Below are 20,371 nucleotides of genomic sequence, written 5' to 3'. Positions count from 1 at the left end.
CTTGGCGTCCGTTATCGCGCGTTGCCGATAATCGATCGATGCGCGCCGCCCCCACACCTCATCTCGCCACCGGATTGCTGCTCGCGGTCGCAGGCTCCGTTGCCTTCAGCGGCAAGGCCATCATCGTGAAACTGGCTTACCGCCATGGCGTGGACGCGGTCACGCTGATCATGTACCGCATGCTGTTTGCGCTGCCGCTGTTTCTGGCGCTGGCCTGGTGGGCATCCTGCCGGCAAGGGGGCGGAGCGAAGGTGCCGCTCACCCGCCAGGACTGGCTGGGCATCCTGGGCCTGGGCTTCACCGGCTACTACCTCGCCAGCTTCCTGGATTTCTGGGGCCTGCAGTACGTCAGTGCCAGCCTGGAGAGACTCATCCTCTACCTCAACCCGACGCTGGTTCTGGTGCTGGGCTGGGTGATCTACAAGCGCCGCATCACGCGACTTCAGGCACTCGCCATGGCCGTGAGCTACGGCGGCGTGCTGCTGGTGTTTGGCCACGAGGCCGGTCTGCAGGGGCCCGACGCGCTGCTGGGTGCTCTGCTGGTGTTCGGCAGCGCGGTCAGCTACGCCATCTACCTCGTTTACAGCGGCGAGCTGGTGCAGCGGCTGGGCTCCATGCGGCTGGTGGGGCTGGCCTCCAGCGTGGCCTGTGTGTTGTGCCTGGCTCAGTTCGTCTTGTTGCGCCCCATGAGCGCGGCACTGGTGGCGCCCGAGGTGATCTGGCTCTCGGTGCTCAACGCCACGCTGTGCACCTTTGCGCCCGTGCTCATGGTGATGATGGCGATCGAGCGCATCGGCTCGGGCCTGGCGGCGCAGACCGGCATGGTGGGCCCGATGTCGACCATCGTCATGGGCGTGGTGATTCTCGGTGAGCCGTTCAACGGCTGGATCGTGGTGGGCACGGTGCTCGTGCTCTCCGGTGTGTTTCTGGTGACGCGCTTCGGCCGTGCCAGCTGACGTCTTTTTTTTCAGGAGACTTTTCATGGATCTGGGTATCAAGGGCAAATGGGCGCTGGTGTGTGGCGCGAGCAAGGGACTGGGGCTGGGCTGCGCGCAGGCGCTGGCCGCCGAGGGCGTGAACGTGGTGCTGGTGGCGCGCGGTGCGCGTGACCTGGACGCTGCTGCACAGGCGCTGCAGGCCGAGACTCCGGGCGTGACGGTGCTGGCGGTGGCGGCCGACATCACCACGTCCGAGGGCCGTTCGGCAGCGCTGTCGGTGGCGGGCGGTCCCGGCGCGGCCTTCGACATCGTGGTCAACAATGCGGGTGGTCCGCCGCCTGGTGATTTCCGCGCGTGGGACCGCGACATGTGGATCAAGGCGCTTGACGCCAACATGCTCACGCCCATCGAGCTCATCAAGGCCACGGTGGACGGCATGGCGCAGCGCGGCTTCGGTCGCATCGTCAACATCACATCGGGCGCGGTGAAGGCGCCGATCGACATCCTGGGCCTGTCCAACGGCGCGCGCAGCGGCCTCACCGGCTTCGTGGCCGGCGTGGCGCGCAGCCCGCTGGCCGCGCAGGGCGTGACCGTCAACAATCTGCTGCCCGGCGCCTTCGACACCGACCGCCTCAAGACCACGCTGGCCGGTGCCGCCGAGAAAACCGGCCAGTCGGTGGACGCGATCGCCGATGCACGACGCAAGAACATCCCGGCCAAGCGCTTTGGCACCTCGGAGGAATTCGGCGCCATCTGCGCATTCCTCTGCAGCGTGCACGCCGGCTACATCACCGGCCAGAACGTGCTGGCCGATGGAGGCGCCTACCCGGGCACGTTCTGAGGGGCGTGCAGAAGCCGATCGCGATCAGGCGCTCACCACCCTGGGCCTGAAGGCGGCAAACAGGCGTGTGGCCAGCGGCACCAACAGCATGAGCGCGGCAGCGACCCACAGACCGATCGAGATCGGGCTGGCGACCAGAATGGCCGCGTCGCCGTTGCTGATGGACAGTGCGCGGCGCAGGTTCTGCTCCATCATGTCGCCCAGCACAAAGCCCAGGATCAGCGGCGCCATGGGGATGCCCTGCTTGCGCAGCAGGTAGGCCGCGAAACCCAGGCCGGTCATCAGGACCAGGTCGAACGTGGTGGCGTGCACTGCGTACACGCCCACGCTGCTGACGGCCACGATGCCGGGCACCAGCAGCCAGTTGGGCACGCTCAGCACCTTGGTGAACACGCCCACCAGCGGGATGTTGAGCACCAGCAGGATCACGTTCGCCAGGAACAGCGAGGCGATCAGGCCCCACACCAGATCGGGCTGCTGTGTGAACAGCGCAGGCCCAGGTGTGATGTTGTAGAGCGAGAGTGCGCCGACCATCACCGCCGTGGTGCCCGAGCCGGGCACACCCAGCGTGAGCATGGGCACGAAGGAGCCGGTGGCGGCCGAGTTGTTGGCCGCTTCGGGTGCGGCCACGCCGCGGATGTCGCCCTTGCCGAACGTGCCTTCCTTGTCGGTCAGGCTTTTCTCCATCGAATAGGTCATGGCGCTGGCGATGGTGGCGCCCGCGCCGGGCAGAACGCCCACCGCGAAACCGACCATGCTGGAGCGCAGCGTGCCCCACCAGGTGGACTTGAGCTCCTTCCAGTTGAACAGCATGCGACCGGTCTGCGTGACCATGCCGGTGCTGCTGTGGTGTTGCTGCAGCATCAGCAGCAGTTCGCTGATCGAGAACACGCCGATCACCACCACCACGAACTGGATGCCGTCGGAGAGGTGGACATCGCCGCCGGTGAAGCGGTAGACGCCAGAGTTGGAGTCCAGCCCCACGCAGGCCATCGAGAGACCGATGAGGGCTGCCAGGCCGGCCTTGACCGGCGCGTCGCCCATCAGGCCGGCGATGCAGGCGAAGGCAAAACACATGAGCGCGAAGTACTCGGCCGGACCGAACGACAGCGCCCAGCTCGCCAGCAATGGTGCGAACAGCACGATGCCGATGGTGGCCACCAGCGAGCCCACGAAGGAACTCCAGGCCGAGATGGACAGCGCCACGCCGCCCTGGCCGTTGCGCGCCATCGGGTAGCCGTCCAGCGCGGTCATGATGGCGCCCGCGTCGCCCGGCACGTTGAGCAGGATGGACGAGATGCGCCCGCCGTATTCGCAGCCGATGTACACGGCGGCCAGCAGGATGAGCGAGCTCTCTGGCGGCAGCTTCATGGCAAAGGCCAGCGGCATCAGGATGGCCACGCCGTTGATGGGGCCCAGGCCGGGCAGCAGGCCGACGATGGTGCCGATGAAACAGCCCAGCGCGGCGATGAGCAGGTTGGTCGGGCTCAGCGCCACGCCAAAGCCCATGACCAGGTGTTGCAGGACGTCCATGTCAGTTTCCTCCCAGCAGTGCGGCCAGCGGGCCGGCCGGCAGCACCACATCCAGCACCTTGTCGAAGAGCAGGAACAGCACCAGGCCCAGCGCAGCGCCTCCGGTGAGCGACTGTTTCCAGCTGCCGCCAAACGCCATGCCCACCGGCACGGCCATCAGCGCCGTGGCCAGCACAAAGCCCAGCCACTGGAACAGCAGCGCGTAGGCGAGCACGGCGGCCGCGCACAGAGCCGTGGACTTCCATGGAACACCGTGGAAGGCTTCGGCTCCGGCGCTGGGGCGCAGCACCAGCCACAGGCCCGAGAGGCCCAGACCGCACGCCAGCAGCAGCGGGAAAGCGCGCGGGCCGACAGGTTCGTAGGAGATGGCGGCGGCGTAGTCTTGCGCGGCCCAGGCCATGGCGGCGGACGCGACAACACACACCGCGCCGAGAACGCGGTCACTCATGGGGAACTCCGGAGAAAAATGGAAGCGGGCCACCGCCGGGGTGGCCCCGCGAAGCAGGGCCGTGGCGGCCCTGCGGGGATCACTTGGCGGGCACGACGTTCAGGCCGAACTCTTCGGCCAGCTTGCGGTAGTCGGCCACCTGCTTCTTGACGTAGGCGTCCAGCGGAGCGCCTGTCAGGGCCATGGGGAACAGCCCGCGCTCGCTGCGCAGCTTGTCGTAGGCGGGCGTGGCCATCAGCTTGGTGAAGGTGTCGGCCCAGAGCTTGTAGTCCGCATCGCTGACCTGGGGGCCGAGGTAGAAGCCGCGCACGATGGGCCATTCCACGTCATAGCCCTGCTCGGCGGCGGTGGGAATGTTGGCCATGTCGCCGCTGAGGCGCTTGTCGTTCATCACCGCCAGGATGCGGACCTTGGCGCCGGCCTTGATCTGCTGCCCGGCCTCGGCCGCGTCACCGGTGAACACGTGGATGTGGCCGCCCTGCAGCGCGGTCAGCGCCTCGCCGCCGCCTTCAAAGGCCACGTAGCGCATGGTCTTGGGGTTCACGCCGCCCGCGCGCGCGGTCAGCGCGGCCTTCATCCAGTCCTGGCTGCCCACGGTGCCACCGGCGCCCAGCACCACCTTGGTGGGGTCGGCCTTGATGGCGGCCATCACGTCCTTGAGCGATTTGAACGGCGAGTTCTCGGCCACCACCACGGCGCCATAGTCGGTACCGATGGCGGCGAGCCAGCGCACGTCGTTCTCGGTGTAGCGGCCGAACTTGCCCTGGGCCAGGTTGAGCAGCGAGCCGCCCGAGAAGGCCACGATGGCGTTGGCCGCGTCGGGCTTCTGGGCAATGATGGTGTTGTAGGCCACGGCGCCGATGCCGCCCGGCATGTAGGTCACGCGCATCGGGTCGGCGATGAACTTGCCCTCCTGCAGCGCGCTTTGCACGAGTTTGCAGGTGAGGTCGAAGCCGCCGCCGGGCTTGGCCGGGGCGATGCACTCGGTCTTGTCGAGTGCGCCGGCGGCGAAAGCGGTGACGGCGCTGGCCGAGATGGCCGCAGCAAGCAAACGGGATGTGATGCTCATGAAAGTGTCTCCTCGTGGGGGTGAAACGCTCGCAACGGATCTGTTGCGATGAGGGCACTGTAGAAAAATCGCACTTTCAGGCCGCTTTCAAAGATCGGGCTGATTGTTCAGGGTTAACCCGAACGAGCCCCCGTGACGCCGGTGCTCGCCAATTCCATCGTGACTTCCAGTCCGTGTCCCTCGGGCCCGGCGCTCACCCGCATCTCACCGCCATGGCGCTGGGCCACGGTGCGCGCAATTGCTAACCCCAGGCCGGAGCCCGGAAGCTGGCCGTGGCGACCGCGGAAGAACCGCTCGCCCGCGCGCGCCAGTTCGTCGGGCGGCAAGCCAGGTCCGTCGTCGACCACGCTGAAGCGCACACGTTCTTCGCCCTGGCCCACGGCGAGCGTCACGTGGCAGCCCGAACCGCCATGGCGAATGGCGTTGTGCAGCAGGTTGGACAAGGCTTCCTTCAGCAGGCCGGGCTCGCCGTGAAAGGGCAGCGTGGCCATGGGCGCGTGCAGGCCGAGGTCCACCCCCTGTTCGCGCGCCATCGGCCACCAGCGGCGCACCAGGTCTTCGGCCAGCACCACCGCGTCCAGCAGCTCGGGCTCGGGCGCCGCGCTGTCCGCCTTGGCCAGTGAGAGCATCTGGTTGGTCTGGCGGATGGTTTCGTCCAGTTGCTGGCGGATGTTGTCCATCACCTCGCGCAGCGCGACAGGGTCTTCCTCGCGTTGGGCAAAGGCCACCTGGGTGGCCAGCGTGGTCAGCGGCGTGCGCAGCTGGTGCGAGGCGTCGTCGATGAAGCGCCTGCGCGCCTCGGCCTGCTCGCGGTTGCGCCCGATGTGGTGGTTGATGGCGCCCACCAGTGGCAGTACCTCGGCGGGCACACCCTCGCTGTCCATCGGTGTGAGGTCCTGCGGTGGGCGGGCTTCCACGTCCTGGCGCAGCCGCGCCAGGGGGCGCATGGCCCAGGCGATGGACAGGCCGAACAGGGTGCTGGCCACCGCGACCAACAGGAAGTCGCGCGCCACCGACTGCAGCACCAGGGAGCGCCGGAAGTCGGTGCGGGCCTCCAGCGTTTCAGCCACCTGGATCACCACGCGTTGCGGTCCTGGCTGGCCGGCCAGTGGCGCGGACAACTCGCGCGCATAGCTGCCCACGCGCACCGGTTCTCCAAAGTGCACACCCTCGTGAAACTGTGGCTTCCCCGAGAGCAGCGGGCTCGGTGGTGGCGGCAGGTCGGAGCTGCCGATCTCGACCAACCCGTCTTCGGTGGCCACGCGGTAGTACACCTGTCCGTTGGCCGTGAGCTCGAAGAACTCCAGCATGCGGTAGGGCAACTCCACACCCAGACCGCCACTGGCGGTGGAGATGCTGGAGTCGATGGACTTCACCGCGCCCAGCAGGGATCGGTCGTAGGCGGCGTCGGCCGCTTCGCTGGCGGTGCGCCAGGCCAGCCAGAGCTCGGCCGAAAACACCAGCAGCATGCCCGGTACCAGCACCACCAGCAGCATGCGGCGGATGCTGCCGCCGAGCCAGTGCGACAGCCTCATGTTGGACATTCCAGGAGGTAACCCATGCCTCGCAACGTGGTGATGCGCACGGGAGAAGCTTCGAGACGCTTGCGCAGGCGGTGCACCAGCACCTCGATGGCTTCGGGGTTCACGTCCTGCTCGTCGGAAAACACCCGCTCCACCAGTTCGCGCTTGGACAAGGCCTCGCCACTGTGCTGGATCAGCGCGCGCAACACCGCGTGTTCGCGCGGCGTGAGGGTGAGTGGTTCATGCAGCAGCCGGAACTGTCTGGCGGCGCTGTCATAGCTGAGAGGCCCGCAGGCAAAGCGAGGATGTTCCTGTCCGCGCGAACGGCGGATCAATGCGATCAGCCGCGCTTCGAGTTCGCTCACCTCGAAGGGCTTGGCCAGGAAGTCGTCGGCCCCGCCGTGCAGGCAGCTCACGCGCTCCATGAGCGAGTCGCGAGCGGTGAGGATGAGCACCGGCAGGCGCTCGTCGGCCTCGCGCAGATCGGCCAGCACATCATGGCCGCCCAGTCCGGGCAGACCCAGATCCAGGATCAGCGCGTCGTACTTCGTGGCCTTGAGGCTGCGGCGCACCATGCGGCCGTCGTTCACCCAGTCGACCTGGAAGTCACTCTGGGCGAGGGCTTTGGTCAGCCAGTTGCCCAGTTCGGTTTCGTCTTCGGCCAACAGGATTCTCATGGGCATGCCCTCGTGTGGTGGCGCGGGTGTCTCGCCCGGCCTCACATTGTCGGGCTGAAACGGAGCTGTCTCAGCGCCGCGAACTGACCAGGATGCCGCCCACGATCAGCACGAAGCCGGCCGCATGGTAGAGCCGGGGTGACTCGCCCAGCAAGGTGGCCGAGAGCAGGGCGGCGAAAAGGGGCGTGAGGTTGTTGAAGAAGGACGCCATGGCCGGGCCCACCCGCGCCACGCCGGCGCCCCAGCAACGGTAGGCCACGAGCGAAGGGCCCACCGCCACGTAGACCAGCGCGGCCGCGAGGGGCCAGCCCCACTGGATGTGGTGCGCGCCATCGGCCAGCGGCGGCAGCGTGAGCCACTCGCCGGCGGCGAACAGGCCCGACCAGAGCACGCCCATCATGATCTGCGCGAGCAGGAAGGTGGCCCAGTCGGCCTTGATGTGGGCCGGTTCCGTGCCGGGCTTGGGCCGCACCAGCAGCCAGCTGTACCAGGCCCAGAGCAGCGAGGCCAGCAGGATCCAGGCGTCACCCGGCACCAGCTTCACCGCCAGCAGGTGGTCGAGTTCGCCGCGCGAGAGCACCACCGCCACGCCGATGAGCGACAGCACGGCGCCCAGCGCCGCACGGCGCGAGATGGCCTCGCCGTAAAGGATGCGGCCCAGCAGCAACATCCACACCGGCATGCTCGACGCGACCAGCGTCACGTTCAATGGCGTGGACGTTTTCAGGGCCACGTACTGGAGGGCGTTGTAGCAGCCCACGCCCAGCAGGCCCAGCAGCGCGAAACGCCGCCAGTGTGGCCACATGCCGTCGCGGCCCGGAAGCAGCACGCGCCCGGCAATGGGCAGCATCAGCAACAGCGCCAGTGCCCAGCGCAGGAAGTTGAGCGTGACCGGCGGCACCACGCCCTGCATCATCCGGCCCACCACGGCGTTGCCTGCCCACATGAGTGGTGGGATCACCAGGAGGGCGATGGTGGCGGGCGTGAGGCCTTGGGTGGGTGCGGCTGACATCGACTGGACTGTAGCAACCCGAGCATGTCCGGTCGGTTGATGGGGACGATGGGCTGTCGCCCCGGCGATCCGGTGCATTCGTGGCAGCATTCAAGGGCACTGTTTCAACAACGAGGAGACCCTCCATGAGCACACAAGAAACCCGCGTTGTCCGCATCCACGCCCCCGGTGGTCCCGAGCAACTCGTCATCGACTCCCTGAGCGTGGGCGACCCTGGCCCGGGTCAGGTGCGCATCCGCCACCACGCCATCGGCCTGAACTTCATCGACGTCTACCAGCGCAGCGGCCTCTACCCGTTTCCCATGCCGCTGTCGCTGGGCATGGAGGGCGCGGGTGTGATCGAGGCGGTGGGGGAGGGCGTGACGCACCTCAAGGCCGGTGACCGCGCGGCCTACGCGGCCAACCCGCCCGGCAGCTACTGCGACGTGCGCGTGATGCCGGCCATGAACGTGTGCCAGTTGCCCGAGGCGATCGATTTCGAGACCGGCGCGGCCATGATGCTCAAGGGCCTCACCGCGCAGTACCTGCTCAAGCACTGCCGCCCGGTCGACGGACTGGAGCCGGGCGACTTCGTGCTGTTTCACGCTGCTGCCGGTGGCGTGGGCCTGATCGCCTGCCAGTGGGCCAAGGCGCTCGGTCTGCAACTGATCGGTACGGCGGGGTCGGACGAGAAGTGCAAACTGGCCCTGGAGAACGGTGCCAGCCACGCCATCAACTACCGCACCGAAGACTTTGCCGCGCGGGTGAAGGAGATCACCAACGGCCAGGGTGTGAAGGTGGTGTACGACTCGGTGGGCAAGGACACGTTCGACAAATCGCTCGACTGCCTGCGCCCCTTCGGCCTGATGGCGAGCTTTGGCAATGCATCCGGTCCGGTGGCGCCTTTCGCGCCCGGCATCCTCGGCCCCAAGGGCTCGTTGTACGTGACGCGCCAGACCCTGTTCTCGCACATCACCAGCCGCGAGCGCACGCAGGCCATGGCCGACGACTTGTTCGCGATGGTCGAAGGCAACCAGGTGAAGATCCACATCGACCAGCGTTTTCCCCTGACCGAGGTGCGCAAGGCGCATGAGAGTCTTGAGGCGCGTGCGACCACGGGCTGCACCATTCTGTTGCCCTGAGTTTTTGTGCCTGCGTTGTTGGTTGCCTTGGAGCATTGGGTAGCCGACTCCGCGAATGTCCCCCGGCGGCTGGAGCCGCCTCCTCCTTTATTTCGCTGCGTCGGTTACCCAATGCTCCAAGGCCGCGAGCACCCGGGCGATCCAACGTTCGAACGCCCACACGTCTCTGATCGGGGCGTGATGGCGTTCTGCGCAGCGAAATAAAGGAGGAGGGGCCGCAGGCCCCGGGGGACATTCGCGGAGCAGAGCGGCGTTGCGCCCCGATCCCGCGAGGTCAAGGCACGGAAAGTCAGGCAGGCTGCGCCTGCCTGTGTGCAACTTCAGCCAACGCCCGCTCCAGATGCTGCAAGGTGGCCGGCACGTCGTGCCACTTGTCCAGGCCGAAGAGGCCGATGCGGAAGGTCTTGAACTCCGGGCCTTCATCGCATTGCAACGGCACACCCGACGCCGTCTGCAGACCCACCGCCAGAAATTTCTTGCTCGACTGGATCTCCGGATCGGTGGTGTAACTCACCACCACACCCGGCGCCTGGAAGCCCGAAGCCGCCACGCTGGGGAAACCATGGCGCTCCAGCAAGGCGCGCACCTGCGCGCCCAGGGCGATCTGTTCCTGCCGCACCCGCTCGTAGCCATAAGCCTCGGTCTCCACCATGGTCTCGCGCAGCCGCGTCAGCGCGTCGGTGGGCAAGGTGGTGTGGTACGCGTGGCCGCCGCCTTCGTAGGTTTCCATGATCTGCAGCCACTTCTTCAGATCCATGGCAAAGGTGGTGCTCTGCGTGGCGTCGATGGCGGTACGGGCTCGCTCGCTGAGCATCACCATGGCGCAGCAGGGTGAGCTGCTCCAGCCCTTTTGAGGGGCCGAGATCAGGATGTCCACGCCGGTGGCCTTCATGTCGACCCACATCGCGCCGGAGGCAATGCAGTCCAGCACGAACAGACCGCCCACCGCGTGCACCGCATCGGCCACGGCCTTCAGATAGTCGTCGGGCAGGATCATGCCGGCGGCGGTTTCCACGTGCGGTGCGAACACCAGCGCGGGCTTCTCGCGCGCGATGGTTGCGACGACTTCTTCAATCGGTGCCGGGGTCCAGGCAGCCTGTGCGCCCGCGCCGGTGCGCCGCGCCTTCATCACCGTGTGGCTGGCGGGGATGCTTCCCATGTCGAAGATCTGCGTCCAGCGGTAGCTGAACCAGCCGTTGCGAATGACGAGCACGTGTTTGCCGTGGGCAAACTGGCGCGCCACCGACTCCATGCCGAAGGTGCCGCTGCCGGGCACCAGCACCGCCGAGTGCGCGCCGTACACACGCTTGAGCATGGTCGAGATGTCGGTCATCACGCCCTGGAAGCGCTTGGACATGTGGTTGAGCGCGCGGTCGGTGTAGACCACCGAAAACTCGAGCAGGCCGTCGGGGTCGATGTGGGGCAGCAGTCCGGGCATGTTGTTGTCTCCTGGGCGGGTCGCAGAACGGAGGGCCAGCGTAGCACAGCACCTGCGATTTCGCAGCCGCGCAGCACAAGGCCCGCACGCCGCCGTCAGAGGCGGCTGACGTCTGCCGAGGGCGGCTCGCGAAGCCGGCTGGGAGCGAGCACGCCCGCACTGTCGAGGATGGGGTAGGCGATCGAGCAGATGTGCGAATTGATGCGCTTCAAGTCGCTGATCAGGTCCAGGTGCAGTGCACTGGTGTCCATGCTCTGCTGGCTCAGGCCCGAGAGGCGATCGAGGTGGGTGGCGGCGTACTCGCGCTCCATGTCGCGAAAGCGCACCTTCTCTTCGAGCAGTCGCTGGGCGTCGCGCACGTTGCCGTTGAGGAACACGCTCATGCCCAGGCGCAGGTTGTCCAGCAGGCGGGCGTGCAGTTCGCTGATCTCGGCCATGCCGGCTTCGGAGAAGCTGCGGCCCTTGCGGATCTTCTTGTCCTCGATGTCGAGCAACACGCGCTCGACCGTGTCGCCGATCTGCTCCATGTTGATGGTGAAGCTGATGATGTCGGTCCAGCGCCGGCTCTCGGCCTCGCTGAGTTGCTGGCGCGAGATCTTGGTGAGGTAGTACTTGATGGCCGAGTACAGGCTGTCGACCGAATCGTCGAGTTTGCGAAGGTCCTGCGCCAGCTTGAGGTCGTTGGTCTTGATCACGGTGACCACGCCGCGCAGCATGGTCTCCACGATGTCGGCCTGGTGCATGGCTTCGCGTGCGGCGCAGGAAATGGCGAGCGAGGGCGTGGCCAGCGCGGAAGGGTCGAGGTGGTTGGGTCGGTCCAGCGGGCTCTTGTCCGCCTTCGATGGCAGCAGGCGCTCCACCAGCCTGGCCACCGGCCGGGTGAGGCCGATGAACACCGCGCCCACCATCAGGTTGAAGCTCAGGTGGAACAGCACGGTGAGCGTCGCCGGATCCTGCACCAGTGGCTGCATGAAGCGCAGCCAGGTGGGAATGAGCCAGATGGCGATGGCCACGCCGAACACCTTGAAGAGCAGGTTGCCCAGCGGCACCTGGCGGGTGCTGATGCCGGACTTGGCGGTGGTGATGACGGCCAGCAGACCGCTGCCCAGGTTGGCCCCCAGCACGATGCCCAGCGCCACATCGAGCCCCACCACCTGCAGCGCGAGCGTGGAGGCCAGGAGCACCACGGCCAGGCTGGAATAGGCCACCACCGCGAGCGCGGCACCCACCAGGATTTCGAGCAGCAGGTCGCTGGTGAGCGACTCCAGCATCAGCTGCACCGCCGGGTTCTGCGTCAGCACGCTGGTGGCGCCGGAGATCAGCCGCAAGGCCAGCAGCATCAGGCCCAGGCCGATGAGCACACGCCCGAAGTCGCCCACGGACGTGCCCTGGCGCGAGATGAACAGCGTGACGCCCAGGAAGATGAACAGCGGCGAGAGCCACGACAGGTCGAAGGAGAACACCACCGCCATCAGGCTGGTGCCGATGTCGGCACCCAGCATCACGGCCAGGGCGGCCGGCAGGGCAATCAGGCCGCGGCCCACGAAGGACGCGGTGATGAGCGCGGTGGCGGTGCTGGATTGCACCAGGGCCGTGACGCCCAGACCCGAGAGCGCCGCCGTGAAGCGGTTGCCCATGCTCGCGGCCAGGATCTGGCGCAGGTTGCTGCCGAAGACACGCAGCACGCCGTTGCGCACCAGGTGCGTGCCCCAGACGAGGAGGGCGATGGCCGCCAGAAGATCCAACAGATGTTTCATTGACGGAGAAACTATACGCCCGGGCGCTGCCGCTCCTGGGCGGCGTGGCTCCCTGGTGAACGAGGCCCGGTCAACGGTTGCGCCGCACGCGAAGGATTTCGTCGAGGATCAGCGCCATCGCACCCACCGTGATGGCCATGTCGGCGATGTTGAAGGCCGGGAAGTGGCCGCCCGGGAACAGGCCGCCGAGGAAGTCCCAGTGGAAGTCCAGCCAGTCCACCACGTAGCCGTGCAGCAGGCGGTCGACCACGTTGCCGATGGCGCCGCCCAGGATGCAGGCCAGCGCGAACGCAAACAGCTTCTGGCCCGGGTGCGAACGCAGCATCCACACGATGAACACGGCCGCGGCCCCACCCACCGCGGTGAAGAACCAGCGTTGCCATCCACCCGCATCGGCCAGGAACGAGAAGGCGGCACCTGTGTTGTGCGCGCGCACGACGTTGAAGAAGCTGGTGATGGTGGTGCTCTCGCCCAACTGGTAGCCGGCCAGGATCAGCGCCTTGGTGACCTGATCGGCCGCCACGAGCAAGGCGGCCAGACCCAGCCAGGGCCAGATGCCCTGAGTACGGAATGTGCTCATCAGGCCACCGAGCGCACTTCACCCGCGCCGAACAGGTTGCTGATGCAGCGGCCGCACAGCGTGGGGTGCGCGATGTCCACCCCCACGTCGTCGCGGTAGTGCCAGCAGCGCTCGCACTTGGCGGCCGTGGCCGGATTCACGTCGACCCGGGCGTCGCCTTCGAGCAATTCGACCTGCGAGACGATCAGCACGAACTTGAGGTCGTCGCCTAGCGAGGTCAGCAGGGCGTGGTCGTCGGCCGGCACGGTGAGCCTGACCGTGGCTTGCAGGGACGAACCCACGCCGCCAGCGGTGCGCACCGTTTCGATCTCCTTGTTCACCGTCTCGCGCACCGCGCGGAGGCGCGACCACTTCGCCAGCAGTGCTTCGTCGGCATCGGGCAGCTTGGCAAAGGTCTCGAAGAAGATCGAACCCTGGTTTTGCGCGCCGGCCAGCACCGGCCAGGCTTCTTCGGCCGTGAAGCTGAGGAACGGCGCCATCCAGCGCAGCATGGCATGGGTGATCTGGTGCAGCGCGGTCTGCGCGCTGCGCCGGGCCACGCTGCCCGGCGCGGTGGTGTAGAGCCGGTCCTTGAGCACGTCGAGGTAGAACGCGCCCAGATCTTCCGAGCAATACACCTGCAGCTTGGCCACCACCGGGTGGAACTCGTACACCTCGTAGTGCGCCAGCACCTCGGCCTGGAACTGCGCGGCGCGCGCCAGCGCGTAGCGGTCGATCTCCAGCATCTGGTCCAGCGGCACGGCGTCGGTGGCGGGGTCGAAGTCGCTCACGTTGGCGAGCAGGAAGCGCAGGGTGTTGCGGATGCGGCGGTAGGCGTCGGTCACGCGCGCGATCACCTTCTTGTCCATCGGCGGGTCGCCCGAGTAGTCGGTGGACGCAACCCAGAGCCGCGCGATCTCGGCGCCCGGGTCCTTGGCGAAGGTCTCGATCTCGATCACGTTGCCCAGCGACTTGCTCATCTTGCGGCCCTGGCCGTCGACGTTGAAGCCGTGCGTGAGGATGCCGCGGTAAGGCGCGCGGTCGTAGAGCGCGCAGCCCAGCAGCAAGGAGCTGTGGAACCAGCCGCGGTGCTGGTCATGGCCTTCGAGGTACAGGTCGGCCTCGGGGCCGTTGTCGTGGTACGGCAGCCGGTCGTAGGCTTTGGCGTGGCTGCCGCGCAGCACGTGCTGGAAGGTCGAGCCCGAGTCGAACCACACCTCGAGGATGTCGGTGCTCTTGGTGTAGTGCGGTGCATCCGTCGCGCCCAGGATCTCCTCGGCCGTCACACGGCTCCAGGCCTCGATGCCACCTTTCTCCACGATGTCCGCGGCCTGGTCGAGGATGGCCATGGTGCGCGGGTGCAGCTCGCCGCTGTCCTTGTGCAGGAAGAAGGGGATGGGCACGCCCCAGCTGCGCTGGCGCGAGATGCACCAGTCGGGCCGGTTGGCGATCATGTCGTGCAGGCGCGCCTTGCCGTTGGCCGGGAAAAATTTCGTCTGCTCGATGGCGTCCAGCGCGGTCTGGCGCAGCGTGCGCGGCGCCTTGTCTTTCGTGAACACACCCTCGCCCTCGTCCATGCGCACGAACCACTGCGCCGCGGCACGGTAGATCACCGGCGTCTTGTGGCGCCAGCAGTGCGGGTAGCTGTGGGTGATGCTCTGCGTGGCGAGCAGGCGGCCGGCGTTCTTCAGCGCTTCCAGGATCACCGGCACGGCCTTCCAGATGTGCAGGCCGCCGAACAGCGGGAAGTCGGCCGCGTAGGCGCCGTTGCCCTGCACCGGGTTGAGGATGTCGTCCACCGACAGGCCGTGGGCAGCGCAGGAGTTGAAATCGTCCAGACCGTAGGCGGGCGAGGAGTGCACGAGGCCGGTGCCGTCGGCATCGCTCACGTACTCGGCCAGGTAAACCGGCGAGAGGCGGCGGTAACCGGCGTCCACATCGAACAGCGGGTGGCGGAAGTTCAGGCCGCCCAGCGCCTTGCCCGAGGCGGTGGCGAGCACCGTGCCGGTGAGGCCGAAGCGCTCCAGGCATTTGTCGACCAGGGTCTCGGCCAGCACCAGGCAGCCCAGGGGGGTGTCGACCAGGGCGTAGGTGAAATCCGGGTGGGCGTTGAGTGCCTGGTTGGCGGGGATGGTCCAGGCGGTGGTGGTCCAGATGACGGCGAAGGCGGTCTTGCCCGCGGGCAGTGCGCCCAGGCCGAAGGCGGCGGCGAGCTTCGCACCGTCGTCGGTCTCGAAGGCCACGTCCAGCGTGTCGCTCTTCTTGTCGGCGTATTCGATCTCGAACTCGGCCAGCGAGGAGCCGCAGTCGAAGCACCAGTACACGGGCTTGAGGCCGCGGTAGACGAAGCCGCGCTCGATCACGCGCTTGAAGGCGCGGATCTCGCCGGCCTCGTTGGCCGGGTCCATGGTGCGGTAGGGGCGCTCCCAGTCGCCCAGCACGCCCAGGCGGCGGAAGTCCTCGCGCTGCTGGTCGATCTGCCCGGTGGCGAAGGCGCGGCTCTTGGCCTGCATCTCGTCGCGGCCCAGGTTGCGACCGTGCAGCTTCTCGATCGCGTTCTCGATCGGCAGGCCGTGGCAGTCCCAGCCGGGGATGTACTGCGCGTCGAAGCCGGCCAGCTGGCGGCTCTTGACGATCATGTCCTTGAGGATCTTGTTGAGCGCATGGCCGATGTGCAGCTTGCCGTTGGCGTAGGGGGGGCCGTCGTGCAGCACAAACAGTGGCGCGCCGGCGCGCGCGACACGCAGGCGCTGGTACAGGCCCTCCTCGCTCCAGGTCTTGACCCAGCCCGGCTCGCGCTTGGGCAGGTCGCCACGCATGGGGAAGGGGGTGTCGGGCAGGTTCAGGGTGCTGCGGTAGTCGGTGGCAGCGGCGGTGGATTCAGACATGGCGAGGATTCCGTGGTGGCTTCGACAAGCTCAGCCCGAACGGGGGAATGAGAGGGAACTGGAAGAGACACCGTTCGCCCTGAGCCTGTCGAAGGGCAGCGACCGGATAGACGCGAGGTCTAAATTCGGTCGCGCGTGGTCTGGCGGTGTGTTTGGGTGTGCAACGAGGCAAAGAAGGCGCGTGCGTCGTCGCAGTCTCGTGCGATGCCCTGGGTCAGGGCGTCCAGACTGTCGTATTTCAGCTCGTCATGCAGTTTGTGCAGCAGTTCCACGCGGACGATTTTACCGTAGGCCTCCCCGTCGGGCAGGCTCTCGGTCAGAGCCCGGGGCCAGTCGAGGCAATGGGTTTCGAGGAGCACCCGCCCACCGTTCACGTCATCGGGGTCGAGCGAGGGACGCACGCCGAGGTTGGCCACGCCGGGCAGGGGCGGTGAGTCGACATCGGGGCCGAGTCCGTGCACCAGCACCGCGAAGATGCCGCTGGCCGCGGGCTTCCAGTGGGAAAATCGCAGGTTGAGTGTGCGAAAACCGTCACCCCGCCCGGGGCTGCTCTCGGCCAGCTGGCGGCCCAGCTTGCGCCCGTGCACCACATGGCCGCTGACGCTGTAGGGCCGGCCGAGCAGGGCCGCAACGTCGTCCATGCGGCCATCTGCCAGGGCCTGACGCACGGCCGAACTGGACACGCGCAGGCCGTGCACCTCGTAGCTTTGCATGCGCGCCACATCAAAGCCCAGCCGGTTGCCGGCGGCATCCAGCATGGCGTAGTCGCCGGCGCGTTTGGCGCCGAAGCGGAAGTCGTCACCCACCAGCACGTATTTCACGCCCAGCGAGCCGACCAGGATGTCTTCGATGAAGGCCTGCGGTGTCTGCGCGGCGAGCCTTGCATTGAACGGCAGCACCACGCACTGGTCGACGCCGCAGCGTTCGAGCTCCTGCAGCTTGTCGCGCAGCGTGGCGATGCGGGCGGGGGCGAGCTCGGGCTGGTGGTGCAGGGCGGCGAAGTAGTCGCGCGGGTGCGGCTCGAAGGTCATCACGCAGCTGGGCACGCCGCGGTGCTTGGCTTCGTTGTTGAGGAGCGCCAGCATGGCCTGGTGGCCGCGGTGCACGCCGTCAAAATTGCCGATGGTGAGCGCGCAGCCGCTGGGGACTGCATCGGGGGCGTTGGTGCGGCGGCTGTGCAAGCCACGAAAGATTTTCATGCCGGGTCGGAGGGGTGTGGGGGCCGCGGTCAGCCTGGCTGCAGTGGGGAATGTGGCTGCGCGACGGGCTGCGTCATCAAAGCACGCTATATTGACACACGACGATACACGCTCGCAGGCCACGCCTGCGGGCGATGTCGGGCCTCCCAAGGCCTGTTTTCCGCTGATGCCATCGCACAAAGGAGTCCGTCTTGAAGGTCTTGAAGCTCTCAGCCCAGGGGCTGCCACAGTCGTGGATCAGCCTTGAAGAAGCCGTGCTCCACTACGCGGCGGACGAAGTGCGCTGGGAGATGGGGGCCGAGATCGCGGTGTTTCATGGCGGGCACAACGCGATCACCGGACGCCAGTCCATCATCAACGTCAACTCCATCATCGGCACCCAGGGGGTGCCGCGCATCAACCCGTTCGACCTGCGGCCCACGCTGACCAACAGCAAGCTGTTTGCGCGCGATCGCAACGTGTGCGCCTACTGTGGTGAACATTTCGTCGAGGAAGAACTGACCCGCGAGCACATCGTGCCACTGGGCCAGAACGGGCGCGATCTGTGGATGAACGTGGTGACGGCCTGCCGGTCGTGCAACCACCGCAAGGGCAACCGCACGCCCGAACAGGCGCACATGGGGCTGCTCTACGCGCCCTACGTGCCCAGCCTGTGGGAAGACTTCATTCTGCGCAACCGCCGCATCCTGGCGGACCAGATGGAGTTCCTGATGTCGCACCTGCCCAAGAACTCCAGGCTGCACGCCTGAGGCTTTGAATCAGTAGGTCAGTTCGAGGGCCACTGCCCGGTTCTCAGCCGCTGGCCAGGTGCGTCCGACGATCTTCTCGCCATTGAACTCTGCAGCGATCGCACGGGTGCCGTCCTCCATCAGCTTGATCTTCGAGCTCGACACGCCAGCACCGGTGGGGGGCACACCCGGCAGCGCCTTGCCGTCAAACGCCATCTGGTCGCGCGCGGCGTCGAAATAGCCGCGCGGGCGCGTGAAGGTGATGGTGGATTTGGCGTCCTTGTCGGCGGCGGCGATGCGCTCGGCGCGCAGATGGATCAAATCGCTGGAGCGCGGGAACGGGCTGCGGTAGATGTGCGTGGTGGCGTAGCCCGGCGCGCTGATCACGAACTCGTAGGGCACGCCGGTCTGTGCCGTGAACGGTCCCCAGAGACCATCGGTACCCACGGTCTTGCCGTGCACGGCAGCGCCCTTGCGCTCACCCGTGGCGGGGTTGGTGGCATAGACCGTCAACTGCGCGCCCGGCAGCGGGAGGTTGTTCGCGTAGCTGCCGCTGGCGGGGTCGGTGGGCACCAGGCCCAGGCCCGTGACCTTGCCGTTGAGCACCACCGGGGATTGCGCGACCACGTTCAAGGTCTTGGGTCCCTGGCCGGTGATGAAGCGGTACGTCGTGTCGAAGGCGGCGGACGAAAACGATGTTTCGCGGTGGTCCACGCGTGGCAGCACGGCGTTGGTTGCTCCCTTGAGCGCCGGACCTTCGAACGTCACGTTGGTCGGCGTGCCCTTGGCGCCGATCCACAGGCCGTCGGGCTGGGCGAACTTGTCGTTGTTGTCCGATCGGATCGTCATCCATTTCACCGGGCCGGTCACCTCGTCGCCAGCGGCGTTCTTGGGGGCATTCAGGCCCGTGAGGAAAGGCCCGGTGCCCGAGAACTCGTTGGCTTCGCGAAAGCCTTGGGTGGCCCAGACGCCGTGGTTGGGCGTGCCACCCAGCACCGCATGGCTCACGGTCTTGTCGCCGCCGCCGTTCTGGATGTAGTTGCGCACTGCATTGCCGCCACGCGAGTTGGCCACCAGCACCACCTGCTTCGCGCCCGTGGCCTTCAGCACCTTGTCGACCTCGGCCTTGAGGTAGGCCATGTGCTCGGCGGTGGACGTGCGCCCGGGCTGGGCTTTGCCGTCGTCGTCGCGCGCGAGCGGGTAGGGCAGGTCGATGGCGTGCAGGCGCTCGCGCGGCCAGCCGTTGGACTCGAAGCGCCAGACCGTGCTCTGCCAGATCGACGCGGAGTCGCCGTTGCCGTGCACGAACACGATGGGCGGCTGTGCGGCGCCTTGCGGCGCGGTGGCGCAAGAGGCCAGCAGCAGGCTGCTGGCCGCCAGGGCAAAGAGGTGGCGGCGGGTGGCCATGCGTGTCTCCATATCGTTCCTGGGTGGCGAAAACAAAGCGGCCCGCAGGGAGCGGGCCGGTGGGGCTGAGTGGGTCAGGCGAACACGCCGGCCGTGTCCTGCATCCGGCTGGACACCTCGCCCAGGTGGTGCAAGGTGTCGCCGAAGGTCATTTCCATCTGGGTGAGCTTCTTGAAGTAGTGGCTCACGATGTACTCGTCGGTCACCCCGATGCCACCGTGCAGCTGCACCGCCTGCTGGCCCACGAAGCGCATGGAGGTGCCCAGTTGCACCTTGGCGCGCGCCATGGCCGCGCGACGCTCCGGCGCCGGTGCGTTGAGCTTGAGGCTGGCGTAGTAGCTCATGGAGCGCATGAGCTCCAGCTGCATCTTCATGTCGGCCACGCGGTGGCGCAGCGCCTGGAAGCTGGCAATGGCCACACCGAACTGCTTGCGCGTGTTCATGTACTCGACCGTGATGGCCAGGGTCTTGTCCATCACGCCGACAGCTTCGGCACAGGTGGCCGCGATGCCGATGTCCACGCCGTGTTCGAGCGCGGTCAGCCCATCGGTGGTGAGGAGCTGGGCCGGCGCGTCCTTCAGCGTCAGGTCGCCGGCGCGGCCGCCGTCCTGCGTGTGGTGGCCGCTGGTGCTCACGCCCGAGGCGGTGCGCTCCACGAGGAACAGGGCGAGCTTGCCCGCGGCCATGGCGGGCACGACGAAGGCGTCGGCCTGGTCGGCGGCGGGCACCACGTTCTTGGTGCCCGAGAGCGTCCAGCCGCTGCTGGCCTGGGTGGCGGTGGTCGCGCACACATCGAGCTTGTAGCGGGCCTTGCGCTCTTGGTGCGCAAGCACCACCAGCGCTTCGCCGGAGGCCATGCGTGGCAGCCAGGCGGCCTTCAGTTCGGCCGGGGCATAGCCACCGAGCACGCCCGAAGTGACCAAGGTCTGGGCGAGTGGTTCGAGCACGATGCCACGCCCCAGTTCCTCCATGACCACCATGCCTTCGATCGGGCCCATGCCCATGCCGCCGTCGTCCTCGCTCACGTAGAGGCCGGCCAGGCCGAGATCGGCGAGTTCGCCATAGGCCGCGCGGTCAAAACCGCCCGCGGTCACGATGCCGTTGCGGCGCTCGAAGGTGTAGCCCTTGTCGACCCATTTGCGCACCGCGTCGCGCAGTTGTTCCTGGTCGTCGCTGAAATCGAAGTCCATCTGTTTTCTCCTTAGCCGAGCACGGTCTGCGCGACGATGTTGC

At 67.3% G+C, this 20,371-nt stretch carries 17 protein-coding genes; 4 read left to right on the top strand and 13 right to left on the bottom strand.

The features are described from left to right. Positions 1–38: 38 nt before the first annotated feature. Positions 39–956, top strand: a complete 918-nt coding sequence (locus V6M63_RS17370; protein ID WP_332743917.1) for a DMT family transporter — start codon at positions 39–41, stop codon at positions 954–956. A 25-nt stretch (positions 957–981) separates the two neighbouring features. Next, complete coding sequence (locus V6M63_RS17365) at positions 982–1,779, top strand: SDR family oxidoreductase (RefSeq protein ID WP_332743915.1); 798 nt, start codon at positions 982–984, stop codon at positions 1,777–1,779. Between the two features lie 24 nt (positions 1,780–1,803). Here the strand turns inward: V6M63_RS17365 and V6M63_RS17360 are convergent, their stop codons facing one another. The 6 genes from V6M63_RS17360 to V6M63_RS17335 all read right to left on the bottom strand — a co-directional run bounded on the left by V6M63_RS17360 (position 1,804) and on the right by V6M63_RS17335 (position 8,041). After that, positions 1,804–3,312, bottom strand: a complete 1,509-nt coding sequence (locus V6M63_RS17360) for a tripartite tricarboxylate transporter permease (protein ID WP_332743913.1) — start codon at positions 3,310–3,312, stop codon at positions 1,804–1,806. Between the two features lies 1 nt (position 3,313). Continuing rightward, complete coding sequence (locus V6M63_RS17355; protein ID WP_332743911.1) at positions 3,314–3,760, bottom strand: tripartite tricarboxylate transporter TctB family protein; 447 nt, start codon at positions 3,758–3,760, stop codon at positions 3,314–3,316. A gap of 79 nt (positions 3,761–3,839) precedes the next feature. After that, positions 3,840–4,829 carry a Bug family tripartite tricarboxylate transporter substrate binding protein gene (locus tag V6M63_RS17350; RefSeq protein ID WP_332743909.1) on the bottom strand — a complete coding sequence of 330 codons (990 nt, stop codon included), beginning with the start codon at positions 4,827–4,829 and terminating at the stop codon, positions 3,840–3,842. Positions 4,830–4,942: 113 nt separating this feature from the next. Further along, on the bottom strand, positions 4,943–6,364 hold the full coding sequence (locus V6M63_RS17345; protein WP_332743907.1) for a sensor histidine kinase: 1,422 nt from the start codon (positions 6,362–6,364) through the stop codon (positions 4,943–4,945). Then, the gene (locus V6M63_RS17340) at positions 6,361–7,029 is read right to left on the bottom strand and encodes a response regulator (RefSeq protein ID WP_332744060.1); all 669 of its coding nucleotides are present in this window, start codon (positions 7,027–7,029) and stop codon (positions 6,361–6,363) included. Before V6M63_RS17340 ends, V6M63_RS17345 begins: the two co-directional genes overlap by 4 nt. Before the next feature lie 70 nt (positions 7,030–7,099). Next, positions 7,100–8,041 (bottom strand): DMT family transporter, encoded by a 942-nt coding sequence (locus V6M63_RS17335; protein ID WP_332743905.1) that lies wholly within the window; start codon positions 8,039–8,041, stop codon positions 7,100–7,102. Positions 8,042–8,166: 125 nt separating this feature from the next. Here V6M63_RS17335 and V6M63_RS17330 point away from each other — a divergent pair, with 125 nt between their 5' ends. Next, entirely contained in the window at positions 8,167–9,162 is a 996-nt protein-coding gene (locus V6M63_RS17330) for a quinone oxidoreductase family protein (protein WP_332743903.1), read from the top strand. 289 nt (positions 9,163–9,451) lie between these two features. On the opposite strand, the gene V6M63_RS17325 is transcribed toward V6M63_RS17330, so the two are convergent. From V6M63_RS17325 to V6M63_RS17305, 5 genes are all read right to left on the bottom strand, one after another. Continuing rightward, on the bottom strand, positions 9,452–10,600 hold the full coding sequence (locus V6M63_RS17325; protein ID WP_332743901.1) for an aminotransferase class V-fold PLP-dependent enzyme: 1,149 nt from the start codon (positions 10,598–10,600) through the stop codon (positions 9,452–9,454). 95 nt (positions 10,601–10,695) lie between these two features. Beyond that, positions 10,696–12,357, bottom strand: a complete 1,662-nt coding sequence (locus tag V6M63_RS17320; RefSeq protein WP_332743899.1) for a Na/Pi cotransporter family protein — start codon at positions 12,355–12,357, stop codon at positions 10,696–10,698. Positions 12,358–12,427: 70 nt separating this feature from the next. Next, positions 12,428–12,937: a signal peptidase II gene (lspA, locus tag V6M63_RS17315; RefSeq protein WP_332743897.1), complete on the bottom strand. Its 510-nt coding sequence runs from the start codon at positions 12,935–12,937 to the stop codon at positions 12,428–12,430. Further along, on the bottom strand, positions 12,937–15,804 hold the full coding sequence (ileS, locus tag V6M63_RS17310) for an isoleucine--tRNA ligase (RefSeq protein WP_332743895.1): 2,868 nt from the start codon (positions 15,802–15,804) through the stop codon (positions 12,937–12,939). The genes lspA and ileS overlap by 1 nt, the downstream gene beginning before the upstream one ends. A gap of 119 nt (positions 15,805–15,923) precedes the next feature. Further along, the gene (locus V6M63_RS17305; protein WP_332743893.1) at positions 15,924–17,003 is read right to left on the bottom strand and encodes a bifunctional riboflavin kinase/FAD synthetase; all 1,080 of its coding nucleotides are present in this window, start codon (positions 17,001–17,003) and stop codon (positions 15,924–15,926) included. 191 nt (positions 17,004–17,194) lie between these two features. On the opposite strand from V6M63_RS17305, the gene V6M63_RS17300 reads away from it, so the two are divergent. Then, positions 17,195–17,752 carry an HNH endonuclease gene (locus V6M63_RS17300; protein WP_332743891.1) on the top strand — a complete coding sequence of 186 codons (558 nt, stop codon included), beginning with the start codon at positions 17,195–17,197 and terminating at the stop codon, positions 17,750–17,752. Positions 17,753–17,761: 9 nt separating this feature from the next. Here the strand turns inward: V6M63_RS17300 and V6M63_RS17295 are convergent, their stop codons facing one another. Both V6M63_RS17295 and V6M63_RS17290 read right to left on the bottom strand, forming a co-directional pair. Continuing rightward, positions 17,762–19,138: an alpha/beta fold hydrolase gene (locus tag V6M63_RS17295; RefSeq protein ID WP_332743889.1), complete on the bottom strand. Its 1,377-nt coding sequence runs from the start codon at positions 19,136–19,138 to the stop codon at positions 17,762–17,764. A gap of 74 nt (positions 19,139–19,212) precedes the next feature. Further along, a complete protein-coding gene (locus tag V6M63_RS17290; protein WP_332743887.1) occupies positions 19,213–20,328 on the bottom strand; it encodes an acyl-CoA dehydrogenase family protein in 1,116 nt (371 codons plus the stop codon). Between the last annotated feature and the right edge of the window lie 43 nt (positions 20,329–20,371).

This window comes from Hydrogenophaga sp., assembly GCF_036675665.1.
Lineage (GTDB): Bacteria > Pseudomonadota > Gammaproteobacteria > Burkholderiales > Burkholderiaceae_C > Hydrogenophaga.
Note: the sequence above shows the minus strand (reverse complement) of the source record. Positions and strands in the feature narration are given on the sequence as shown.